12 protein-coding genes are annotated in these 17,126 nt (G+C 69.3%); 5 read left to right on the top strand and 7 right to left on the bottom strand.

What is annotated here, in order from left to right; all coding sequences use genetic code 11:
* Positions 1-49: 49 nt before the first annotated feature.
* Positions 50-469 (bottom strand): ferric iron uptake transcriptional regulator, encoded by a 420-nt coding sequence (fur, locus tag AC1RLW_RS24270; protein ID WP_062481042.1) that lies wholly within the window; start codon positions 467-469, stop codon positions 50-52.
* Positions 470-554: 85 nt separating this feature from the next.
* Between fur and AC1RLW_RS24265 the strand changes: the two genes are divergently transcribed.
* The 4 genes from AC1RLW_RS24265 to AC1RLW_RS24250 all read left to right on the top strand — a co-directional run bounded on the left by AC1RLW_RS24265 (position 555) and on the right by AC1RLW_RS24250 (position 3,304).
* On the top strand, positions 555-1,115 hold the full coding sequence (locus AC1RLW_RS24265) for an outer membrane protein assembly factor BamE (protein WP_062481043.1): 561 nt from the start codon (positions 555-557) through the stop codon (positions 1,113-1,115).
* 179 nt (positions 1,116-1,294) lie between these two features.
* On the top strand, positions 1,295-2,095 hold the full coding sequence (gene dapB, locus AC1RLW_RS24260; RefSeq protein WP_493195589.1) for a 4-hydroxy-tetrahydrodipicolinate reductase: 801 nt from the start codon (positions 1,295-1,297) through the stop codon (positions 2,093-2,095).
* 27 nt (positions 2,096-2,122) lie between these two features.
* Entirely contained in the window at positions 2,123-2,818 is a 696-nt protein-coding gene (locus AC1RLW_RS24255) for a MotA/TolQ/ExbB proton channel family protein (protein WP_095743304.1), read from the top strand.
* Positions 2,819-2,833: 15 nt separating this feature from the next.
* On the top strand, positions 2,834-3,304 hold the full coding sequence (locus tag AC1RLW_RS24250; protein WP_493195447.1) for an ExbD/TolR family protein: 471 nt from the start codon (positions 2,834-2,836) through the stop codon (positions 3,302-3,304).
* Between the two features lie 24 nt (positions 3,305-3,328).
* On the opposite strand, the gene AC1RLW_RS24245 is transcribed toward AC1RLW_RS24250, so the two are convergent.
* From AC1RLW_RS24245 to AC1RLW_RS24220, 6 genes are all read right to left on the bottom strand, one after another.
* Positions 3,329-5,812, bottom strand: coding sequence for a glycogen/starch/alpha-glucan phosphorylase (locus AC1RLW_RS24245; RefSeq protein WP_493195446.1), 2,484 nt, complete (start codon positions 5,810-5,812; stop codon positions 3,329-3,331).
* Between the two features lie 43 nt (positions 5,813-5,855).
* On the bottom strand, positions 5,856-7,325 hold the full coding sequence (gene glgA / locus AC1RLW_RS24240; protein ID WP_493195445.1) for a glycogen synthase GlgA: 1,470 nt from the start codon (positions 7,323-7,325) through the stop codon (positions 5,856-5,858).
* An 8-nt stretch (positions 7,326-7,333) separates the two neighbouring features.
* On the bottom strand, positions 7,334-8,671 hold the full coding sequence (gene glgC, locus AC1RLW_RS24235; RefSeq protein WP_493195444.1) for a glucose-1-phosphate adenylyltransferase: 1,338 nt from the start codon (positions 8,669-8,671) through the stop codon (positions 7,334-7,336).
* Positions 8,672-8,759: 88 nt separating this feature from the next.
* Entirely contained in the window at positions 8,760-10,838 is a 2,079-nt protein-coding gene (gene glgX / locus AC1RLW_RS24230) for a glycogen debranching protein GlgX (protein WP_493195443.1), read from the bottom strand.
* 754 nt (positions 10,839-11,592) lie between these two features.
* On the bottom strand, positions 11,593-13,773 hold the full coding sequence (gene glgB / locus AC1RLW_RS24225) for a 1,4-alpha-glucan branching protein GlgB (RefSeq protein ID WP_493195442.1): 2,181 nt from the start codon (positions 13,771-13,773) through the stop codon (positions 11,593-11,595).
* Positions 13,774-13,778: 5 nt separating this feature from the next.
* On the bottom strand, positions 13,779-15,437 hold the full coding sequence (locus AC1RLW_RS24220; RefSeq protein WP_493195441.1) for an alpha-amylase family glycosyl hydrolase: 1,659 nt from the start codon (positions 15,435-15,437) through the stop codon (positions 13,779-13,781).
* Positions 15,438-15,567: 130 nt separating this feature from the next.
* On the opposite strand from AC1RLW_RS24220, the gene AC1RLW_RS24215 reads away from it, so the two are divergent.
* On the top strand, positions 15,568-17,043 hold the full coding sequence (locus AC1RLW_RS24215; protein WP_493195440.1) for an FAD-dependent oxidoreductase: 1,476 nt from the start codon (positions 15,568-15,570) through the stop codon (positions 17,041-17,043).
* Positions 17,044-17,126 lie beyond the last annotated feature (83 nt).

The following is a 17,126-nucleotide window of genomic DNA, read 5'->3' as shown; positions in this document are numbered from 1 at the left end:
AGCCCTTCGAAACGAAGGGCTGCTTTCTGCTTTCGCGGGGTGGCTGGCGTCAGCGCTTCTTGACGCAGTCGCCGCACAGGCCGTACAGCGACATGGCGTGGTCCTGCAGGACCCAGCCCTTGTCCTTGGCGATCATCTGCTGGCGCCGTTCGATCTCGGCGTCGTAGAACTCCTCGACCTTGCCGCACGAGGTGCAGACCAGGTGGTCGTGGTGCGTGCCTTCGTTCAGTTCGTAGACTGCCTTGCCGCTTTCGAAGTGGCTGCGTTCCAGGATGCCGGCCTGCTCGAACTGCGTGAGCACGCGGTACACCGTGGCCAGGCCGATGTCGGAGTGTTCGTTGAGCAGCACGCGGAAGACGTCTTCCGCGGTCATGTGCCGCTGGCTGCCGGTCTGGAAGATCTCGAGGATCTTCAGTCGCGGCAAGGTGGCCTTGAGGCCGGTGTTCTTGAGTTCGTCGATGTTGGCCATGATGGTTCCTGCGCCCTGGGCTGAGGCCGGGCCTTCAGGCTCGGCCGCTACAATGTTCGATCATATCGCTACCCCCTCTTCTCCCATGCCTGCCATCCTCCAACGCCGGCCCTGGTTGCTGGTTGCTGCCATTGCGGCGACGCTCGCCCTCGGTGCCTGCAGCGGTTTCAGCGAACGCACGCGTGGCGCGCTGTCTGCCGTCACCCCCTACAAAGTCGAAGTGGTGCAGGGCAATTTCGTGTCGAAGGAACAGGTCGCGGCACTCAAGCCCGGCATGTCGCGCCAGCAGGTGCGCGAGATCCTCGGCACCTCGCTGCTGAACGACGTCTTCCACGCCAACCGCTGGGACTACGTCTTCACGATCCGCCGCCAGGGCGTCGATCCGCAGGAGCGCCGCCTGACCGTGTTCTTCAACGGTGAACTCATGGACCGCTTCGAGGGCGATGAAATGCCCAGCGAAGAAGAATTCGTCGCCACGCTCGACACCCGCCGCAAGAGCGGCAAGGTGCCGCAGCTCGAGGCCACCGAAGAAGAGCTCAAGAAATTCGCGCCCAAGGCCGACAAGAAAGCCGACACCACCGGCACCCCGGCAGCCCCCATGCCCGCGCTGCCGGCCGCCTACCCCCCGCTCGAAGCCGCGCGCTGAGCGTGCGCGGCACGGGCTCCGGCGGCGGCCACCCCTCCTGCGGGCGGTGCCCGCCGGACCGGTGGGGCGGCTTTCGTCGGTGTCCATGGCTCCCGTAGGGACTTTTCAACGACCGAATCCCCGTGACTGAACCGACCACCACCCCCACCTCCGTTTCCGATTCTTCCTCCGCTCCCGCGCTGCGCCGGGTGGCGATCGCCGGCGCCTCGGGCCGCATGGGCCACATGCTCATCGAAGCCGTGCGCAACGCGCCCGACTGCCGCCTGGCCGGCGCGCTCGACATCGCAGGCAGCGCCGCCCTCGGCGCCGATGCCGCGGCCTTCCTGGGTTTCACCAGCGGCGTGCCCATCGTGGCCGACCTGCGCACCGGCCTGCAGGACGCCCAGGTGATGATCGACTTCACCCGCCCCGAAGGCACGATGGCGCACCTGGCCGTGTGCCGCGAGCTGGGCGTGCAGGCCGTGATCGGCACCACCGGCTTCAGCGACGCGCAGAAGGCCGAGATCGCCGAGATCGCGAAAGACGTCGCCATCATGATGGCGCCCAACATGAGCGTGGGCGTCAACGTCACGCTCAAGCTGCTCGACATGGCCGCCCGCGCGATGGCCACCGGCTACGACATCGAGATCGTCGAGGCCCACCACCGCTTCAAGGTCGACGCGCCCTCGGGCACCGCGCTCAAGATGGGCGAGGTGATCGCCGATGCGCTGGGCCGCGACCTCAAGGACTGCGCCGTGTACGGCCGCGAAGGCATCACGGGCGAGCGCGACCCGTCGACCATCGGCTTCGCTACCATCCGCGGCGGCGACATCGTGGGCGACCACACCGTGCTGTTCGCGGGCATCGGCGAGCGCATCGAAATCTCCCACAAGTCGTCCAGCCGCGTGACCTACGCGCAGGGCGCGCTGCGTGCGGTGCGCTTCCTGAGCGGCCAGCGCAGCGGCCTGTTCGACATGTTCGACGTACTCGGCCTGCGTTAAGCCAGGCGCACAAAACCAAGGACGCGGATGAGCGTGCTCGAACTGCTGACCCACGGTGACGGCGTCAGCCGTTCGGTGGCCGCGCTGCTGCTCGCGATGTCGATCGCCAGCTGGGTCGTGATCCTCTGGAAAGCCTGGCTGCTGCGCGGCGGCACGCGCGACGTGCTGCGCAGCATCGCGGCGTTCTGGCAGTCGGCCACCCTGGTCGAGGCCGAGCAGAAGCTCCAGGCCTTCGACCGCGCCGAACTCGTGCGTCCCGCCGTGGCCGCGTTGCGCCAGGCCGCCACCGAAGCGCCCGGCGGCACGCTGGGCGCCACGGTCGACCGCAACCAGCGCCTCACGCGCGTGCTGCGTGGCGCGCTGCACGGCGCGCTGCGGCGCCTGCAAGCCGGGCAGATCCTGCTGGCCACCGTGGGCGCCACCGCGCCCTTCGTCGGCCTGCTCGGCACCGTCTGGGGCATCTACGGTGCCCTGGCGGGCATCGCGGGCCAGACCGGCGGTTTCACCATCGACAAGGTGGCCGGGCCGGTCGGCGAGGCGCTCGTCATGACGGCCTTCGGCCTCGCCGTCGCCATTCCGGCCGTGCTGGCCTACAACGTCTTCGGCCGTGTGGTGGGCCGCGTCGAAGCCGAGCTCGAAGGCTTCGCGCACGACCTGCTCGGCAGCTTCGGCGAAGCGCCGGCACCCGCCGCACCGCCGCCCGCGCGGCCGATGCCCGTCTAAGGCGCAGCACGCACCATGGCCTTCGGACGCATCTCACTGGGCAGCAGCGCCGCAGGCGGCGGGCGGGCCATGGGCGCGGGCGGGCAGCGGCCGCTGTCCGACATCAACGTCACGCCGCTGGTCGACGTGATGCTGGTGCTGCTGGTGATCTTCATCATCACTGCGCCGCTGATGGCCAGCTCGATCAAGCTCGACCTGCCGCAGACCGACGCGGGCCAGCCCAACGACACGCCGAAGTTCGTGAGCCTGTCGGTCGATGCCTCGGGCAAGGTCTTCCTGAACGACAAGCCCGTGACCGACGACGAGCTGACCGCCCAGCTCGAAAAGGCCGCCGCCGACAGCAAGGACACCGAGGTGCAGTTGCGCGCCGACCAGACCGTGCCCTACGGCAAGGTGGTGGCGCTCATGGGCATCGCGAACAAGGCCGGGCTGAGCCGCATCGGCTTTGTCACCGAGGCCGAGGCGGCCCCCGCCAAACCGCGCTGATCTTGCGGGCCCGGCCCGCCCGCCTCAGCCGAGCATCACCGGCTTGGTGTGCCAGATCTCGTGGGCGTACTCCGCGATCGTCCGGTCCGACGAGAACGCCCCCATCCCCGCCACGTTGAGGATCGCCATGCGCGTCCACGCCTCCGCGTCGCGGTACAGCGCATCGACCTCGGCCTGCTTCGCGACATAGCTCGCGTAGTCGGCCAGCAGCAGGTAGTGGTCGCCCCAGTTCACGAGCGCGTCGTAGATGCCCTGGTAGCGCGCCGGCTCGCCCGGCGAGAACGCGCCGTCGCGGACCGCGTCGAGCACGCGCTTGAGTTCGGCGTTCTCTTCGTAGATCTCGCGTGGCTGGTAGCCGCGGGCGCGGATGTCGGCCACCTCGGGCGTGGTGTGGCCGAAGATGAAGATGTTCTCGGGACCGACGTTCTCGCGCATCTCGACATTGGCGCCGTCGAGCGTGCCGATGGTGAGCGCGCCGTTGAGCGCGAACTTCATGTTGCCGGTGCCTGACGCTTCCGTGCCCGCGGTGGAAATCTGCTCCGACAGGTCGGCCGCCGGCATGATGATCTCGGCCAGGCTCACGCTGTAGTTCGGCAGGAACACCACCTTCAGCAGCTTGCCCACGCGCGCGTCGGCGTTCACGGTGGCCGCCACGTCGTTGATGAGCCGGATCACCTGCTTGGCCATCGCATAGGCCGAGGCCGCCTTGCCCGCGAACACGACCACGCGCGGCACGATGTCGACCGGCGCGCCGTTGGCCTGCGCATCGAGGATGCGGTGATACCGCGCGATCACGTGCAGCACGTTGAGCAGCTGCCGCTTGTACTCGTGGATGCGCTTGACCTGCACGTCGAACATCGCGTCGGTGTCCAGGTCGAGCTTCAGGTGCTCGCCGACCCAGTTGGCCAGCCGCAGCTTGTTTTCGCGCTTGGCATGGCGAAAGGCGCGCACGAAGGCGGGCTGCGCGACCATCGGGCGCAATGCCTCGAGCTGCGACAGGTCGCGCCGCCAGCCCTTGCCGATGCGCTGGTCGAGCAGCGCGGCCAGCGGCGGGTTGGCCTGGGCGAGCCAGCGGCGCGGCGTGACGCCGTTGGTCTTGTTGTTGAAGCGCTCGGGAAAGATCTTCGCGAAGTCGGCAAAGATCGACTGCTTCATCAGCTCCGAGTGCAGCCCCGACACGCCGTTCACCGAATGACTCGCGAGCACCGCCACGTAGGCCATGCGCACGCGGCGCTCGCCGGTCTCGTCGATCAGCGAGAGGCGGCGCACCAGCTCGACGTCCTGGCCGTGCGTCTGCGTCACGGCGGCCAGGAACTTCGCGTTGATGTCGTACAGGATCTGCAGGTGGCGCGGCAGGATGCGCCCCAGCATCTCGACCGGCCAGGTTTCCAGGGCCTCGTGCATCAGCGTGTGGTTGGTGTAGCTGAACACCTTCTGCGTGTGGCCCCAGGCCACGTCCCACGCCAGGCCGTGCTCGTCGAGCAGCAGGCGCATGAGCTCGGGCACGGCCAGCACCGGGTGCGTGTCGTTCAGGTGGATGCTGACCTTGTCGGACAGCTGGTCGAAGCTCGTGTGGTTGCGCAAGTAGCGGCGCAGCAAATCCTGCACGCTGGCGCTGCAGAAGAAGTATTCCTGGTGCAGCCGCAGCTCGCGGCCCGAGGGCGTGGAGTCGTCGGGGTAGAGCACGCGCGAGACGTTCTCGGAGTGGTTCTTGCTCTCCACCGCCGCCATGTAGTTGCCGCGGTTGAAGGCCGACAGGTCGATCTCCTCGGTGGCGCGCGCCGACCACAGCCGCAAGGTGTTGGTGGCCTGCGTGCCGTAGCCGGGAATGATGGTGTCGTAGGCCACGGCCAGCACGTCGTGCGTGTCGACCCAGTCGGCCGCGCCGTAGGGCGCGTTCTTGCCTTCGCGCTTTTGCACGTGGCCGCCGAAGCGCACGCGGTAGTTCACCTCGGGCCGCTGGAACTCCCACGGGTTGCCGCGCGTGAGCCAGTAGTCGGGCGTTTCGACCTGCTGGCCGTCGACGATGCGCTGGCGGAACATGCCGTACTCGTAGCGGATGCCGTAGCCCATGCCGGGCACGCCGAGCGTGGCCATCGAATCGAGAAAGCAGGCCGCGAGTCGCCCCAGGCCACCGTTGCCGAGCGCCGCATCGGGCTCGCGCTCGGCCAGCGCCGCCATGTCGACGCCGAAGTCGGCCAGCGCCTCGCGCACGGTGCCGTACAGGTCGACGGCGAGCAGCGCGTTGGTGAAGGTGCGCCCGATGAGGAACTCCATCGAGAGGTAGTACACGCGCTTGAGGTCCTGCGCGTAGTTGGCGCGCGTGGTCGTCATCCAGCGCTCGACGAGCTGGTCGCGCACGGCCAGCGCGGTGGCGTGCAGCCAGTCGTCGGGGCTGGCGGCCACGGGGTCCTTGCCGACGGCGTAGATCAGCTTGTTGGCCACCGCGCGCTTGAAGGCGGCAACGTCGCGGTCGGGGTGGTCGTAGGCGAAGTCCTTGATCGTCATGGGGGCGTTCCCGGAGTGGGTGGTGGGGTGTGGGGCGGGGGCTTCAGGCCAGCGCCCGTTGGTACACATCGATGTACTGCGCCGCTGCCGTGCCCCAGTCGGCGGGGCGCCGCATGGCGTTGCCGCGCACGCGGCGCCAGTCGGGGGCGCGCTCGTACAGCGCGAAGGCGCGGCGCAGGGCGCGGTCGTAGTCGGCGTCCTCGAAGCGGTCGAACACGAAACCGGTGGCGGCGCCGCTGGCCATGTCTTCCAGCGTGCAGTCGACGACGGTGTCGGCCAGCCCGCCCACGCGACGCACCAGCGGCAGGCTGCCGTACTTCAGGCCGTACATCTGCGTGAGGCCGCAGGGCTCGAACAGCGAAGGCACGATCGTCACGTCGCCCGCGCCGAAGAGCTGGTGCGCCAGCGTCTCGTCGTAGCCGATGGTGACGCTCACCGAGGCGGGCGCCGCCGCCGCGCGCTGGCGGAAGGCCTCTTCGAGCCAGCCTTCGCCGCTGCCCAGCAGCGCGAGCTGGCCGCCCTGCGCGAGCAGCGTGTCGAGGCCACCGAGCACGAGGTGCAGGCCCTTCTGCTCGGTGAGCCGGCTCACCACGATGAACAGCGGCGCGTCGGGGCGCTCGGCCAGCCCCAGCTGGCGCTGCAGCACCGACTTGCAACGCGCCTTGCCGGCCATGTGGCGGCCCTCGGGCGCCTGGTAGCCCTGCACCAGCGCGGCGTCGGTGGCCGGGTTCCAGACCTGGTCGTCCACCGCGTTGAGGATGCCGCGGAGCACGCCGGCGCGCTGGCGCAGCAGGCCGTCGAGGCCGCAGCCCTGCTCGGGTGTCTGGATCTCGAGCGCGTAGGTCGGACTCACGGTGGTGAGCTGGTCGGCGAAGTAGAGGCCGCCCTTCATGAAGGAGATCTGGCCGTGGTACTCCAGCCCGTTCATGTGGAAGGCCGGCGCCGGCAGCCCGAGTTCGGCGAAGTGCCAGGGCGCGAACACGCCCTGGTAGGCCAGGTTGTGCACCGTGAACACGCTGCCCGTGCGCGGGCCGCCCGCGCGCCGCGCGAAGGCCAGGTAGGCGGGCGCGAGCGCCGCGTGCCAGTCGTGCGCGTGCACGATGTCGGGCCGCCAGCCGGGGTCGAGCCCCTGCGCGAGCTGCGCCGCCGCCCAACCCAGCAGCGCGAAGCGCCGGTGGTTGTCGCTGTAAGGCTGGCGCGTCGTGTCTTCGTACGGATTGCCGGGCCGGTCGTAGAGCGCGGGCGCGTCGATCACGTAGGTGGGAATCGGCGGCGCGCCGGCGATGGCGACGTGCCCGGCGCGCAGGCCGAAGCGCTCGCCCCAGGGCGCGGTGAACTCGGCCACCGGCACCAGGTCGCGCACGCCGGCCACGATGGCGGGAAAGCCCGGCAGCAGCGCGCGCGCCTCCTGCCCCGCGGCCATGAGCGCCAGGGGCAGGGCGCCGGCGATGTCCGCCAGGCCGCCGGTCTTCAGGAGGGGAAACAGCTCGGCGCTGACCTGGAGGATGCGCATGGTGTGGATCAGGAAGCGGCCGTGGGAACAGGGTCGGGCGCCAGCCGGCGCAGCATTTCGCGCGTGACCAGCACCACGCCCGTTTCCGTGCGCTCGAAGCGCGCGGCATCAGCCTCGGCGTCTTCGCCGATGACCGTGTCGTCGGGGATCACGCAGCCGCGGTCGATCACCACGCGGTTCAGCCGGCAGCCGCGGCCCACTTCCACATCGGGCAGCAGCACGGCTTCGTTGATCTCGCAGAAGGAGTGGATGCGCACGCCCGAGAACAGCACCGCGCTGCTGATCTTCGAGCCCGAAACGATGCAGCCGCCCGAGACGATGGTGTTGACCGTCATGCCATGCTTGCCCTCGCGGTCGAGCACGAACTTGGCCGGCGGCAGCTGCCGCTGGTAGGTCCAGATGGGCCAGTCCGTGTCATAGATGTCGAGCTCCGGGGTGATCGAGGCCAGGTCGAGGTTGGCTGCCCAGAATGCATCAATCGTGCCCACGTCGCGCCAGTAGGCCCTGGCGTCGGGCCCGCGCGAGGCGCGCGTGACGCAGGACATGCTGAACGGATGCGCCAGCGCGCGGCCCTCGGCCACGGCGCGCGGGATGATGTCCTTGCCGAAGTCGTGGCTCGAGTCGGGGTTGGCGTTGTCTTCCTCGAGCAGCCGGTACAGGTAGGCCGAGTCGAAGATGTAGATGCCCATGCTGGCCAGCGCCAGGTCGGGGTGGCCGGGCATGGCGGGCGGATCGGCCGGCTTCTCCAGGAAGCTGGTGATCTGCCGGCCGTCGTCCACCGCCATCACGCCGAAGGCCGTGGCCTCGTGGCGCGGCACCTCGATGCAGCCGACCGTGCAGCCCAGGCCGCGCTCGGCGTGGTCCTTGAGCATGATGGAGTAGTCCATCTTGTAGATGTGGTCGCCGGCCAGCACCACCACGTAGTCGTGCGGCGTGGAGCGGGTGCTGATGATGTCCAGGTTCTGGAACACCGCGTCGGCCGTGCCGCGGTACCAGTGCTCGTCGCCCATGCGCTGCTGCGCGGGCAGCACGTCGACCATCTCGTTGAGCTCGGCGCGCAAGAAGCTCCAGCCGCGCTGCAGGTGGCGCATGAGCGAGTGCGACTTGTACTGCGTGACCACCGCCATGCGCCGGATGCCGGAGTTCAGGCAGTTGGACAGTGCGAAATCGATGATGCGGAACTTGCCGCCGAAGTACACGGCCGGCTTGGCGCGCCGGTCGGTGAGCTGCTTGAGGCGAGAGCCCCGGCCGCCGGCCAGCACCAGCGCGATGGTGCGGCGGACCAGTTGATGGGCCTGCAGGGGCGCTTGCGGGGCTTGTGCGCCCTGGGTGTTGAGCTTGTCCATCTGTGTCTCCGTTCGTTCGTTCGCTTGTTGAGTTCGTCGTCGTCAGAGTGTCCGCACCGAGTCTGGCACTGCGCCGTGGGCTTGGCTCCTACGTTCTTGCAAGCCAGAGGCTCGAAACCGGCACCTGCGCCGTGCGGCCCAGCGGGCGGGGCGCGGTGCGCAGGGCGTCGGGGTCTTCGGCATCGGTCGCCAGGCAGCAGCGCCAGTCTCCATTCGGCAGCGTGAAGGTGACGGGGCTCGGGCCCGCATTCACCAGCACCAGCCAAGCGCCTTCGGCATCCCCGAACAGGATCGCAAGGGCCGTGCCCGCGTGCCAGTCGGCCGGCGCCATCGGCTGGCCGTCGGGGCGCAGCCAGCGCAGGCCCGGCGGTGCGCCGTCGGCCGGCGGCTCGGCCGGCCACCAGCGCGTGCTGCGCAGCGCCGGCGCCTCGCGCCGCAGCGCGGTGAGCCGCGCGACGAAGGCTGTCAGGCGCGCGCGTTCGCTGGCCGGGTCGGACAGCCCGATCCAGCCGAGCCAGGTGGTCTCGTTGTCCTGGCAGTAGGCGTTGTTGTTGCCGTCCTGGCTGTGGCCGAGTTCGTCGCCGGCCAGCAGCATCGGTGTGCCTTGGGACAGCAGCAGCGTGGCGAGCAGCGTGCGCTGCAGGCGCGCGCGCATCGTGCGCACGGCGGGGTCGTCGCTCGGGCCTTCGACGCCGCAGTTGGTGCTCAGGTTGTGCGCATGGCCGTCGCGGTTGTCTTCGCCGTTGGCGAGGTTGTGGCGCTGTTCGTAGCTCACGAGGTCGCGCAGCGTGAAGCCGTCGTGCGCGGTGATGAAGTTGACGCTCGCGGTCGGTGCGCGGCCATCGTGCGCGAAGCTCGCGCTGGACGCGGTGAAGCGGTGCGCGAAGTCGCCCAGGCCGGCGGCGCCCTCGCGTCCCTGGCGCAGCCAGAAGCCGCGTTGCGTGTCGCGGAAGCGGTCGTTCCATTCGAGCCAGCCGGGAGGAAACTCGCCGAGCCGGTAGCCGCCGGGGCCGAGGTCCCAGGGCTCGGCGATGCGCAGCGTGCGCGACAGCACCGGGTCTTGCGCAATGGCCGCGAAGAAGGGCGCGCGCGCCTCGAAGCCGCGCTGCGTGTCGCGGCCCAGCACCGGGGCGAGGTCGAAGCGGAAGCCGTCGACGCCCATCTCGCAGGCCCAGAAGCGCAGGCTGTCCATCACCAGTTGCAGTACGCGCGGCTCGCCGAGGTTCAGGCAATTGCCCGTGCCGGCCCAGTTCTCGTACAGGGCGCGGTCGTCCGGGCGCAGGTGGTAGTACAGGGCGTTGTCGATGCCGCGCAGCGAGAGCGTGGGGCCGAGTTCGTCGCTTTCGGCGCTGTGGTTGTAGACCACGTCGATCACCAGCTCCATGCCGCGCGCATGCACCGCATCGGCCATGGCGCGGAACTCGCTGGCAGGCGTGGTGCCGGGGCGGGCGCTCCAGAAGCGCGCCTCGGGGGCGAACCAGCCGATGGTGTTGTAGCCCCAGTGGTTGGTCAGGCCCTTGGCGAGCAGGCGCTGTTCGTCGGCGCGGTGCTGCACGGGCATGAGGCTGAGGGTGGTGATGCCCAGGCGTTGCAGGTGGTCGAGGAGGGCGGGTTCTGCGAGGCCTGCGTAGGTGCCTCTGAGCGGTTCGGGAACGCCGGGGTGCTGGTGGGTGAGGCTGCGGATGTGGAGTTCGTAGAGGACGCGGTCGGTGGGGGGGATGTGAGCCTGGCCTGCTGTTCTTGGGGCGTTGGCGGGTGCTGTGACGCGGGCCTTGAGGGCGATGGGGGCGTTGTCCCTGTGGTCGCGTTGGGTCGGGTCTGTGGGGGCGTGGCCCAGGAAGAGGTCGCTGCCGTTGTAGTGGCCGAGGATTTCTCGGGCGTAAGGGTCGAGGAGGAGCTTGGCGGGGTTGAAGCGCTTCCCCTCATGGGGTGCCCACGGGCCGTGGACTCGGTAGCCGTAGATCAGGCCGGCTCTTGCGTTGGGAAGCAGGCCGTGCCAGATGCCGTCGGTGCATTCTGGGAGTGGAAGGCGCTGTTGTTCGCTCTTGCCTGTGCTGTCGAAGAGGCAGAGTTCTACTTTGCTGGCTGATGGCGCTGTGAGGGCGAAGTTGACGCCTTGCTGCGTGAGTGTTGCGCCTAGGGGGTGGGGGTGGCCTGGGCTCAGCATGTTGTGGGCCTCCCCGTGGGTTTGTTTTCCGAGGCCGGGACTCGCCCCGGCGGGCGACTCACTTTCTTTGCTTCGCCAAAGAAAGTAAGCAAAGAAAGGCGACCCCACTGTCTGCGACCCTCCGCTTCGCTACGGGCAACCTGCGGTGCTCGCGTTTCGCGGGGTCTCGCAGAACTCGCTTCGCTCAAACAGCTGCGAGCCCTGATCCGCGAAACGCTGCGCTCCTCGGCGCAGCCAGAGGGGCTTTGATACCGGGAGGGCCGTCGCTTCGCTCGGCCCGGGAATTTCCAACGGCCAAATCCCGTGCTCGTGCTCGTGCTCGTGCTGGTGCTGGTGCTGGTGCTGGTGCTGGTGCTGGTGCTGGTGCTGGTGCTCGTAGGTACATCTGCACCCGCGCCTGCGCCCGCGTTCATGCTCCAACCAACGCCGCGACCAATCCCAGCCGCAGCAGGCGCGCAGCGCCTGCTGCGGCCCACTGGCCGAGCGAAGCGATGGCCCGTTGGTATCCCAACCCCTTCTGTATGCGCCGAGGAGCGCAGCGTTTCGCGGATCAGGGCTCGCCCTTGTTTGAGCGAAGCGAGTTTGGGCGAGACCCCGCGAAACGTGAGCACCGCAGGTTGCCCGTAGCGAAGCGAAGGGACGCAGACAGCAGGGTCGCCTTTCTTTTGCCTACGTTTCTTTGGCGAAGCAAAGAAAAGTAGGTCGGCCGCCGGGCCGAGACCCGGCCTCGGGAAGCAAACCAGCCCAGAGCGTTTCAAGCCACCACCCACATCAAAGTAGCAAGTGGCGGCACGCTGATCACGATCGAATCGCTCTTCCCATGCCATCCCACCGGAGAACTCTCAACCACCCCATTCCCCACACCACTCCCACCGTAAACCACCCCATCGGTATTGATGACCTCCCGGTAAGAACCAGCCACAGGCACCCCCAACCGATACCCAAGCCGAGGCACAGGCGTGAAGTTGCAAACCACCACAACAACCCCTCCATCCCGAGCCCGCCGAACAAACGCAAACACCGACTGCGCCACATCGTCATGCACCAACCACTCGAACCCGGACCCTTCATGGTCCAGCTCATGCAAAGCAGGAAAGTGCCGATACACGTTGTTCAGGTCGCGCACCAACCGCCGCACCCCTTGATGCGCCGCATGCTCGAGCAAGTGCCAGTCCAACCCGCGGTCCGCATTCCATTCCGCGTACTGCGCAAACTCCCCGCCCATGAACAGCAGCTTCTTCCCCGGATAAGCCCAGAGGTACCCATACAGGTTGCGCAACCCCGCGAACTTCTGCCATTCATCGCCGGGCATGCGCCCGATCATCGACCCCTTGCCATGCACCACTTCGTCATGCGACAACGGCAACACGAAGTTCTCGCTGTGCGCGTACATCAGCCCGAAGGTGATCTGCTGGTGATGGTGCTTGCGGTAGACCGGATCGGTCCCGGCATACGCCAGCGTGTCGTTCATCCACCCCATGTTCCACTTGTAGTGAAACCCCAGCCCGCCGTCTTCCGGCGGTCGCGTCACACCAGGAAAGCTCGTCGACTCTTCAGCGATCGTCACTGCGCCCGGACGCTCCACGCCCACCACGCGGTTCATGCGGCGCAGGAAATCGATGGCCTCCAGGTTCTCGCGCCCGCCCTGCGCATTCGGCACCCACTCGCCGGCCTTGCGGCTGTAGTCGCGGTACAGCATCGAGGCCACCGCATCCACGCGCAGGCCGTCCACGCCGTAGCGCTCCAGCCAGTACAGCGCATTGCCCACGAGGTAGTTGCGCACCTCCGTGCGGGCGTAGTTGAAGATCAGCGTCTGCCAGTCGTTGTGAAAGCCTTCGCGCGGGTCGGCGTACTCGTACAGCGCGGTGCCGTCGAAGTTGCCCAGGCCGTGCGCGTCGGTCGGGAAGTGCGCGGGCACCCAGTCGAGGATCACGCCCAGCCCCGCGGCATGCGCGGCTTCGACGAAATGGCGGAAGTCGCCGGGCGTGCCGAAGCGCGAGGTCGGCGCATACAGGCCGATGGGCTGGTAGCCCCACGAGCCGTCGAAGGGGTGCTCGGTGATGGGCAGCAACTCTATGTGCGTGAAGCCCATGTCGCGCACATAGGGCACGAGCGTGTCGGCCAGCTCGCGGTAGTCCAGCCATTCCTGCCCATGGTGCTTGCGGCGCCACGAGCCCAGGTGCACTTCGTAGATGCTGATCGGCGCCTGGTGCGCGTTGGCCTCGGCGCGCCCGGCGGGCATCGGCACGGGCGCGGGCAGCGGTGCCACGACACAGGCGGTGCCGGGGCGCAACTGCGACGAGAACGCGAAGGGGTCGGCCTTGCGCAGCACCTTGCCCTGCGCCGACAGAATCTCGAATTCGTAGCTGTCGCCGGTCGCCACGTGCGGCGCGAAGATCTCCCACACGCCGCACTCGCGGCGCAGCCGCATCATGTGGCGCCGGCCGTCCCAGTTGTTGAAGTCGCCGACCACCGACACGCGCCGCGCATTCGGCGCCCACACGGCAAAGGCCACGCCCTTCACGCCGTCGATTTCGCGCAGGTGCGCGCCCAGCCGCTCCCACGGCCGCAGGTGCGTGCCCTCGGCCAGCAGCCAGACGTCGGTCTCGCCGAGCACGAACGGAAAGCGGTACGGGTCTTCGAGCCGCGAGGCGTGCCCGTTCTCCCAGTCGACCTGGAACGAGTAGCCCATGCGCGCCTCGGCCGCGGGCACGAGGCCGCTGAACAGGTCGGAGCCCTCGTGCCGCGCAAGGATCGACAGTGGCCAGCCGGTGCGCGAATGCACCACGGCCACCTGCCGCGCGCCGGGCATCAGCGCGCGCACCTCGAGGCCGTCGGCGGTCTCGTGGGGGCCGAGCACGGCGAACGGGTCACCGTGTTCGGCGCGCATCAGCGCATGGATGTCGGCAGCTTGGAGGAAGGGAGAAGGGGGCATGGGGTTCAGCGTCCTCCTGCTTCGGCAGGCGTGCCGAAGCACACGCCATAAGGCGCCAATGTCAGCAGGGGCTTTGGAGCGGCGGTGACCGTTGCGGTCGGCGCGAGCGGGTGGCCGGCCAGCGGCACCAGCGGCTCGGGCAGCGGAATCGACACCGGTTCGCTCCCCGTATTGAAGATCGCATGCAGCACCGTGTCCCCGTCGCTGCGCACGATGTGCAGCAGCGGCGCGGGCGCATCGACGAACGCCAGCGCGCCCGTGCGCAGCAGCGGCTGGGTGCGGCGCCAGTGCAGCAGCGCGCGGCTGAAGGCGAGCATCGAGCCGGGGTCGGCCTCCTGCTGCGCGACGGCCAGCGGCAGGTGGGCGCCGTCCACCGGCAGCCAGGGCGTGCCGGTGCTGAAGCCGGCGTGGGGCGCGTCGGTGGTCCAGGGCATCGGCGTGCGGCAGCCGTCGCGGCCCTTGAACTCGGGCCAGAAGGCGCGGCCGTAGGGGTCCTGCAGCAGTTCGAAGGGCACGTCGGCCTCGGGCAGGCCGAGCTCTTCGCCCTGGTAGAGGCTGGCGCTGCCGCGCAGCGCGAGCAGCAGCGCGAGCCAGAGCCGATCGCGGCGGGTGTCGGGCGCGGCGCCGTCGCTCCAGCGCGTGGCGACGCGCGGCACGTCGTGGTTCGACACCGCCCAGCAGCCCCAGCCGCCCGTCACGGCCAGTGCGGTGTCGAGCGATTCGACCTGGTGGCGCAGGTGCTTCGGGCTGTGGTCGGCCGTGAGCAGGCTGAAGCTGTAGGCCAGGTGCAGGCGCTTGCCGAGTTCGGTGTACTGCGCCATGACCGGCGGCGCGTTCTCGTCGCCGACCTCGCCCAGTGCGACCGCGCCGTAGCCGTCGAGCAGCCGGCGCAGGCGTTCGAGGAACACGAGGTTCTCGGGCTGGCTCTTGTCGTATAGGTGCTGCTGCATCGCATACGGGTTGTCGGCGCGCACGGTGCTGACCTCGTCGATCGACGCAGTCGTGGCCGGCGGGTTGTCGCGCAGCAGCGCGTCGTGGAACTGGTGGTTGCAGGCGTCGAAGCGAAAGCCGTCCACGCCGCGCTCGCACCAGAAGCGCACCTCGCCGAGCAGCGCGTCCTGCACGTCGGCGCAATGGAAGTTGAGATCGGGCTGCTCGGCCAGGAAGCTGTGCAGGTAGTACTGCCGCCGGCGCGAGTCCCACTGCCAGGCCGAGCCGCCGAAGACCGAGAGCCAGTTGGTGGGCGGCGTGCCGTCGGGCTGGGGATCGGCCCAGACGTACCAGTCGGCCTTCGGGTTGTCGCGCGAGCTGCGGCTTTCGGCGAACCAGGCGTGCTGGTCGGAGGTGTGCGAGAGCACCTGGTCGATGATGAGCTTCAGGCCCAGTGCGTGCATGCGTGCGCGCATCGCGTCGAAGTCGGCCAGCGTGCCGAACAGCGGATCGACCGCGCGGTAGTCGGCCACGTCGTAGCCGAAGTCCTTCATGGGGGAGCGGAAGAAGGGCGAGACCCAGACCGCGTCGACGCCCAGGCGGGCGACGTGGTCGAGCTTCGACGTGATGCCGGGCAGGTCGCCGACGCCGTCGCCGTTGCTGTCCATGAAGCTGCGCGGGTAGATCTGGTAGATCACCGCGCCCCGCCACCATTCGCCGTTGCTGCCGCTCATGCCTGCCCCTGTGGTCGAAATTCATTGTGGCATGCGAAATCCGGGCCAGCGGTACGCTGTGGCAGGCGGGCGCCGCGCGGAAGTGGGTAAATTCAGCAGGGCGGGGCGCTGCCGCCCCGACCCCCGACCGATGACCACCGACGACACCGCCTTCTCCCCCTCCGCCCCACCCATCGGCCTCGCCGCGCTCGAGCGCCGGCTCGCCCAGGACCTCGACTACCTCGGCTGGCCCGCCCGCGCCTGGGTACCGCCGCGCCAGGTCGACGGCGAGCCCGTGCTCGACGTGGCCATCATCGGCGGCGGCCAGGCCGGGCTGGCCGCGGCGGGCGCGCTGGCGCAGCAGGGCATCCGCGCGGTGGTCTTCGACCGCGCGCCGGCCGGGCGCGAAGGCCCCTGGGCCACCACGGCGCGCATGGAAACCCTGCGCTCGCCCAAGGAGCTCACGGGCCCGGCGCTGGGGCTGCCCTCGCTGACCTTCCGCGCCTGGTTCGAGGCTCAGTTCGGCACCGAGGCCTGGGCCGCGATGGACAAGATCCCGCGCCTGCAATGGATGGACTACCTGGTCTGGTACCGCCGCGTGATGGGCGTGGATGTGCGGAACGACACCGCTGTGACTGGCTTGCAACCGCTGCCCGACGCCAGCGCCGTGCGCCTGGACCTGCGCACGCCGGACGGCGAACGCCGCGTGCTGGCGCGCCGCGTCGTGCTGGCCACCGGTCGCGACGGCCTGGGCGGCCCGGCCGTGCCCGCCTTTGTCGACGGCCTGCCGCGTGCCAAGTGGGCGCATTCCTCCGACGAGATGGACTACGGGCGCCTGAAGGGCCTGCGCGTGGGCGTGGTCGGCGCGGGCTCCTCGGCGATGGACAGCGCCGCCACCGCGCTCGAGGCCGGCGCGCACAGCGTCGAGCTGCTGATCCGCCGGCCCGACCTGCCGCGCGTCAACAAGGGCAAGGGCGCCGGCGTGCCGGGGCTCACGCAGGGGCACTACGACCTGTCCGACGAACTGAAATGGCGCATCCGCCACTACATCAACGTGCTGAACGTGCCGCCGCCGCACGGCAGCACGCTGCGGGTGTCGCGGCACGCCAACGCTTTCTTCAACTTCGGCTGCCCCATCCTAGCCGTGGCGCCGCGGGGCGAGGCGCTGCGGGTGACCACGCCCAAGGGCGACTTCGAATTCGACTTCCTGATCGTGTCGACAGGTTTCCAGGTCGACTGGGCCGCCCGCCCCGAATTCGCGGGCATTGCCGCGCACATTCGTACCTGGAAAGACCGTTTCACGCCCGCGCCCGGTGATGAAGACCGCGAGCTGACCGATTCGCCCGACCTCGGGCCGGCCTTCGAATTCCAGGAAAACGCGCCCGGCGCCTGTCCGGGGCTGGACCGCATCCACTGCTTCTGCTACCCGGCGGCGCTGTCGCACGGCACGGTGTCGGGCGACATTCCGGCCATCAGCGACGGCGCGCGGCGCCTGGCGGCGGGGCTCGCCAGCCTGTTCTACCGGGAAGACGCGGCCCACCACTGGGCGAATCTGGAGGCCTACAGCGAGCCGGAACTGTTCGGCGACGAGTGGACGCCCGCCCCGCCGCCGCAGGAAAGGGCCTGATTCCGGCATGGAGCCCGGGGGACGATCACGCACGGCGCGATAATCCGCCTTCCCGGCCGCCGTCGAGCCGGGCCCTGCCGAGA

It is taken from the genome of Variovorax sp. GW822-FHT04A09 (genome assembly GCF_058801005.1).
Note: the sequence above shows the minus strand (reverse complement) of the source record. Positions and strands in the feature narration are given on the sequence as shown.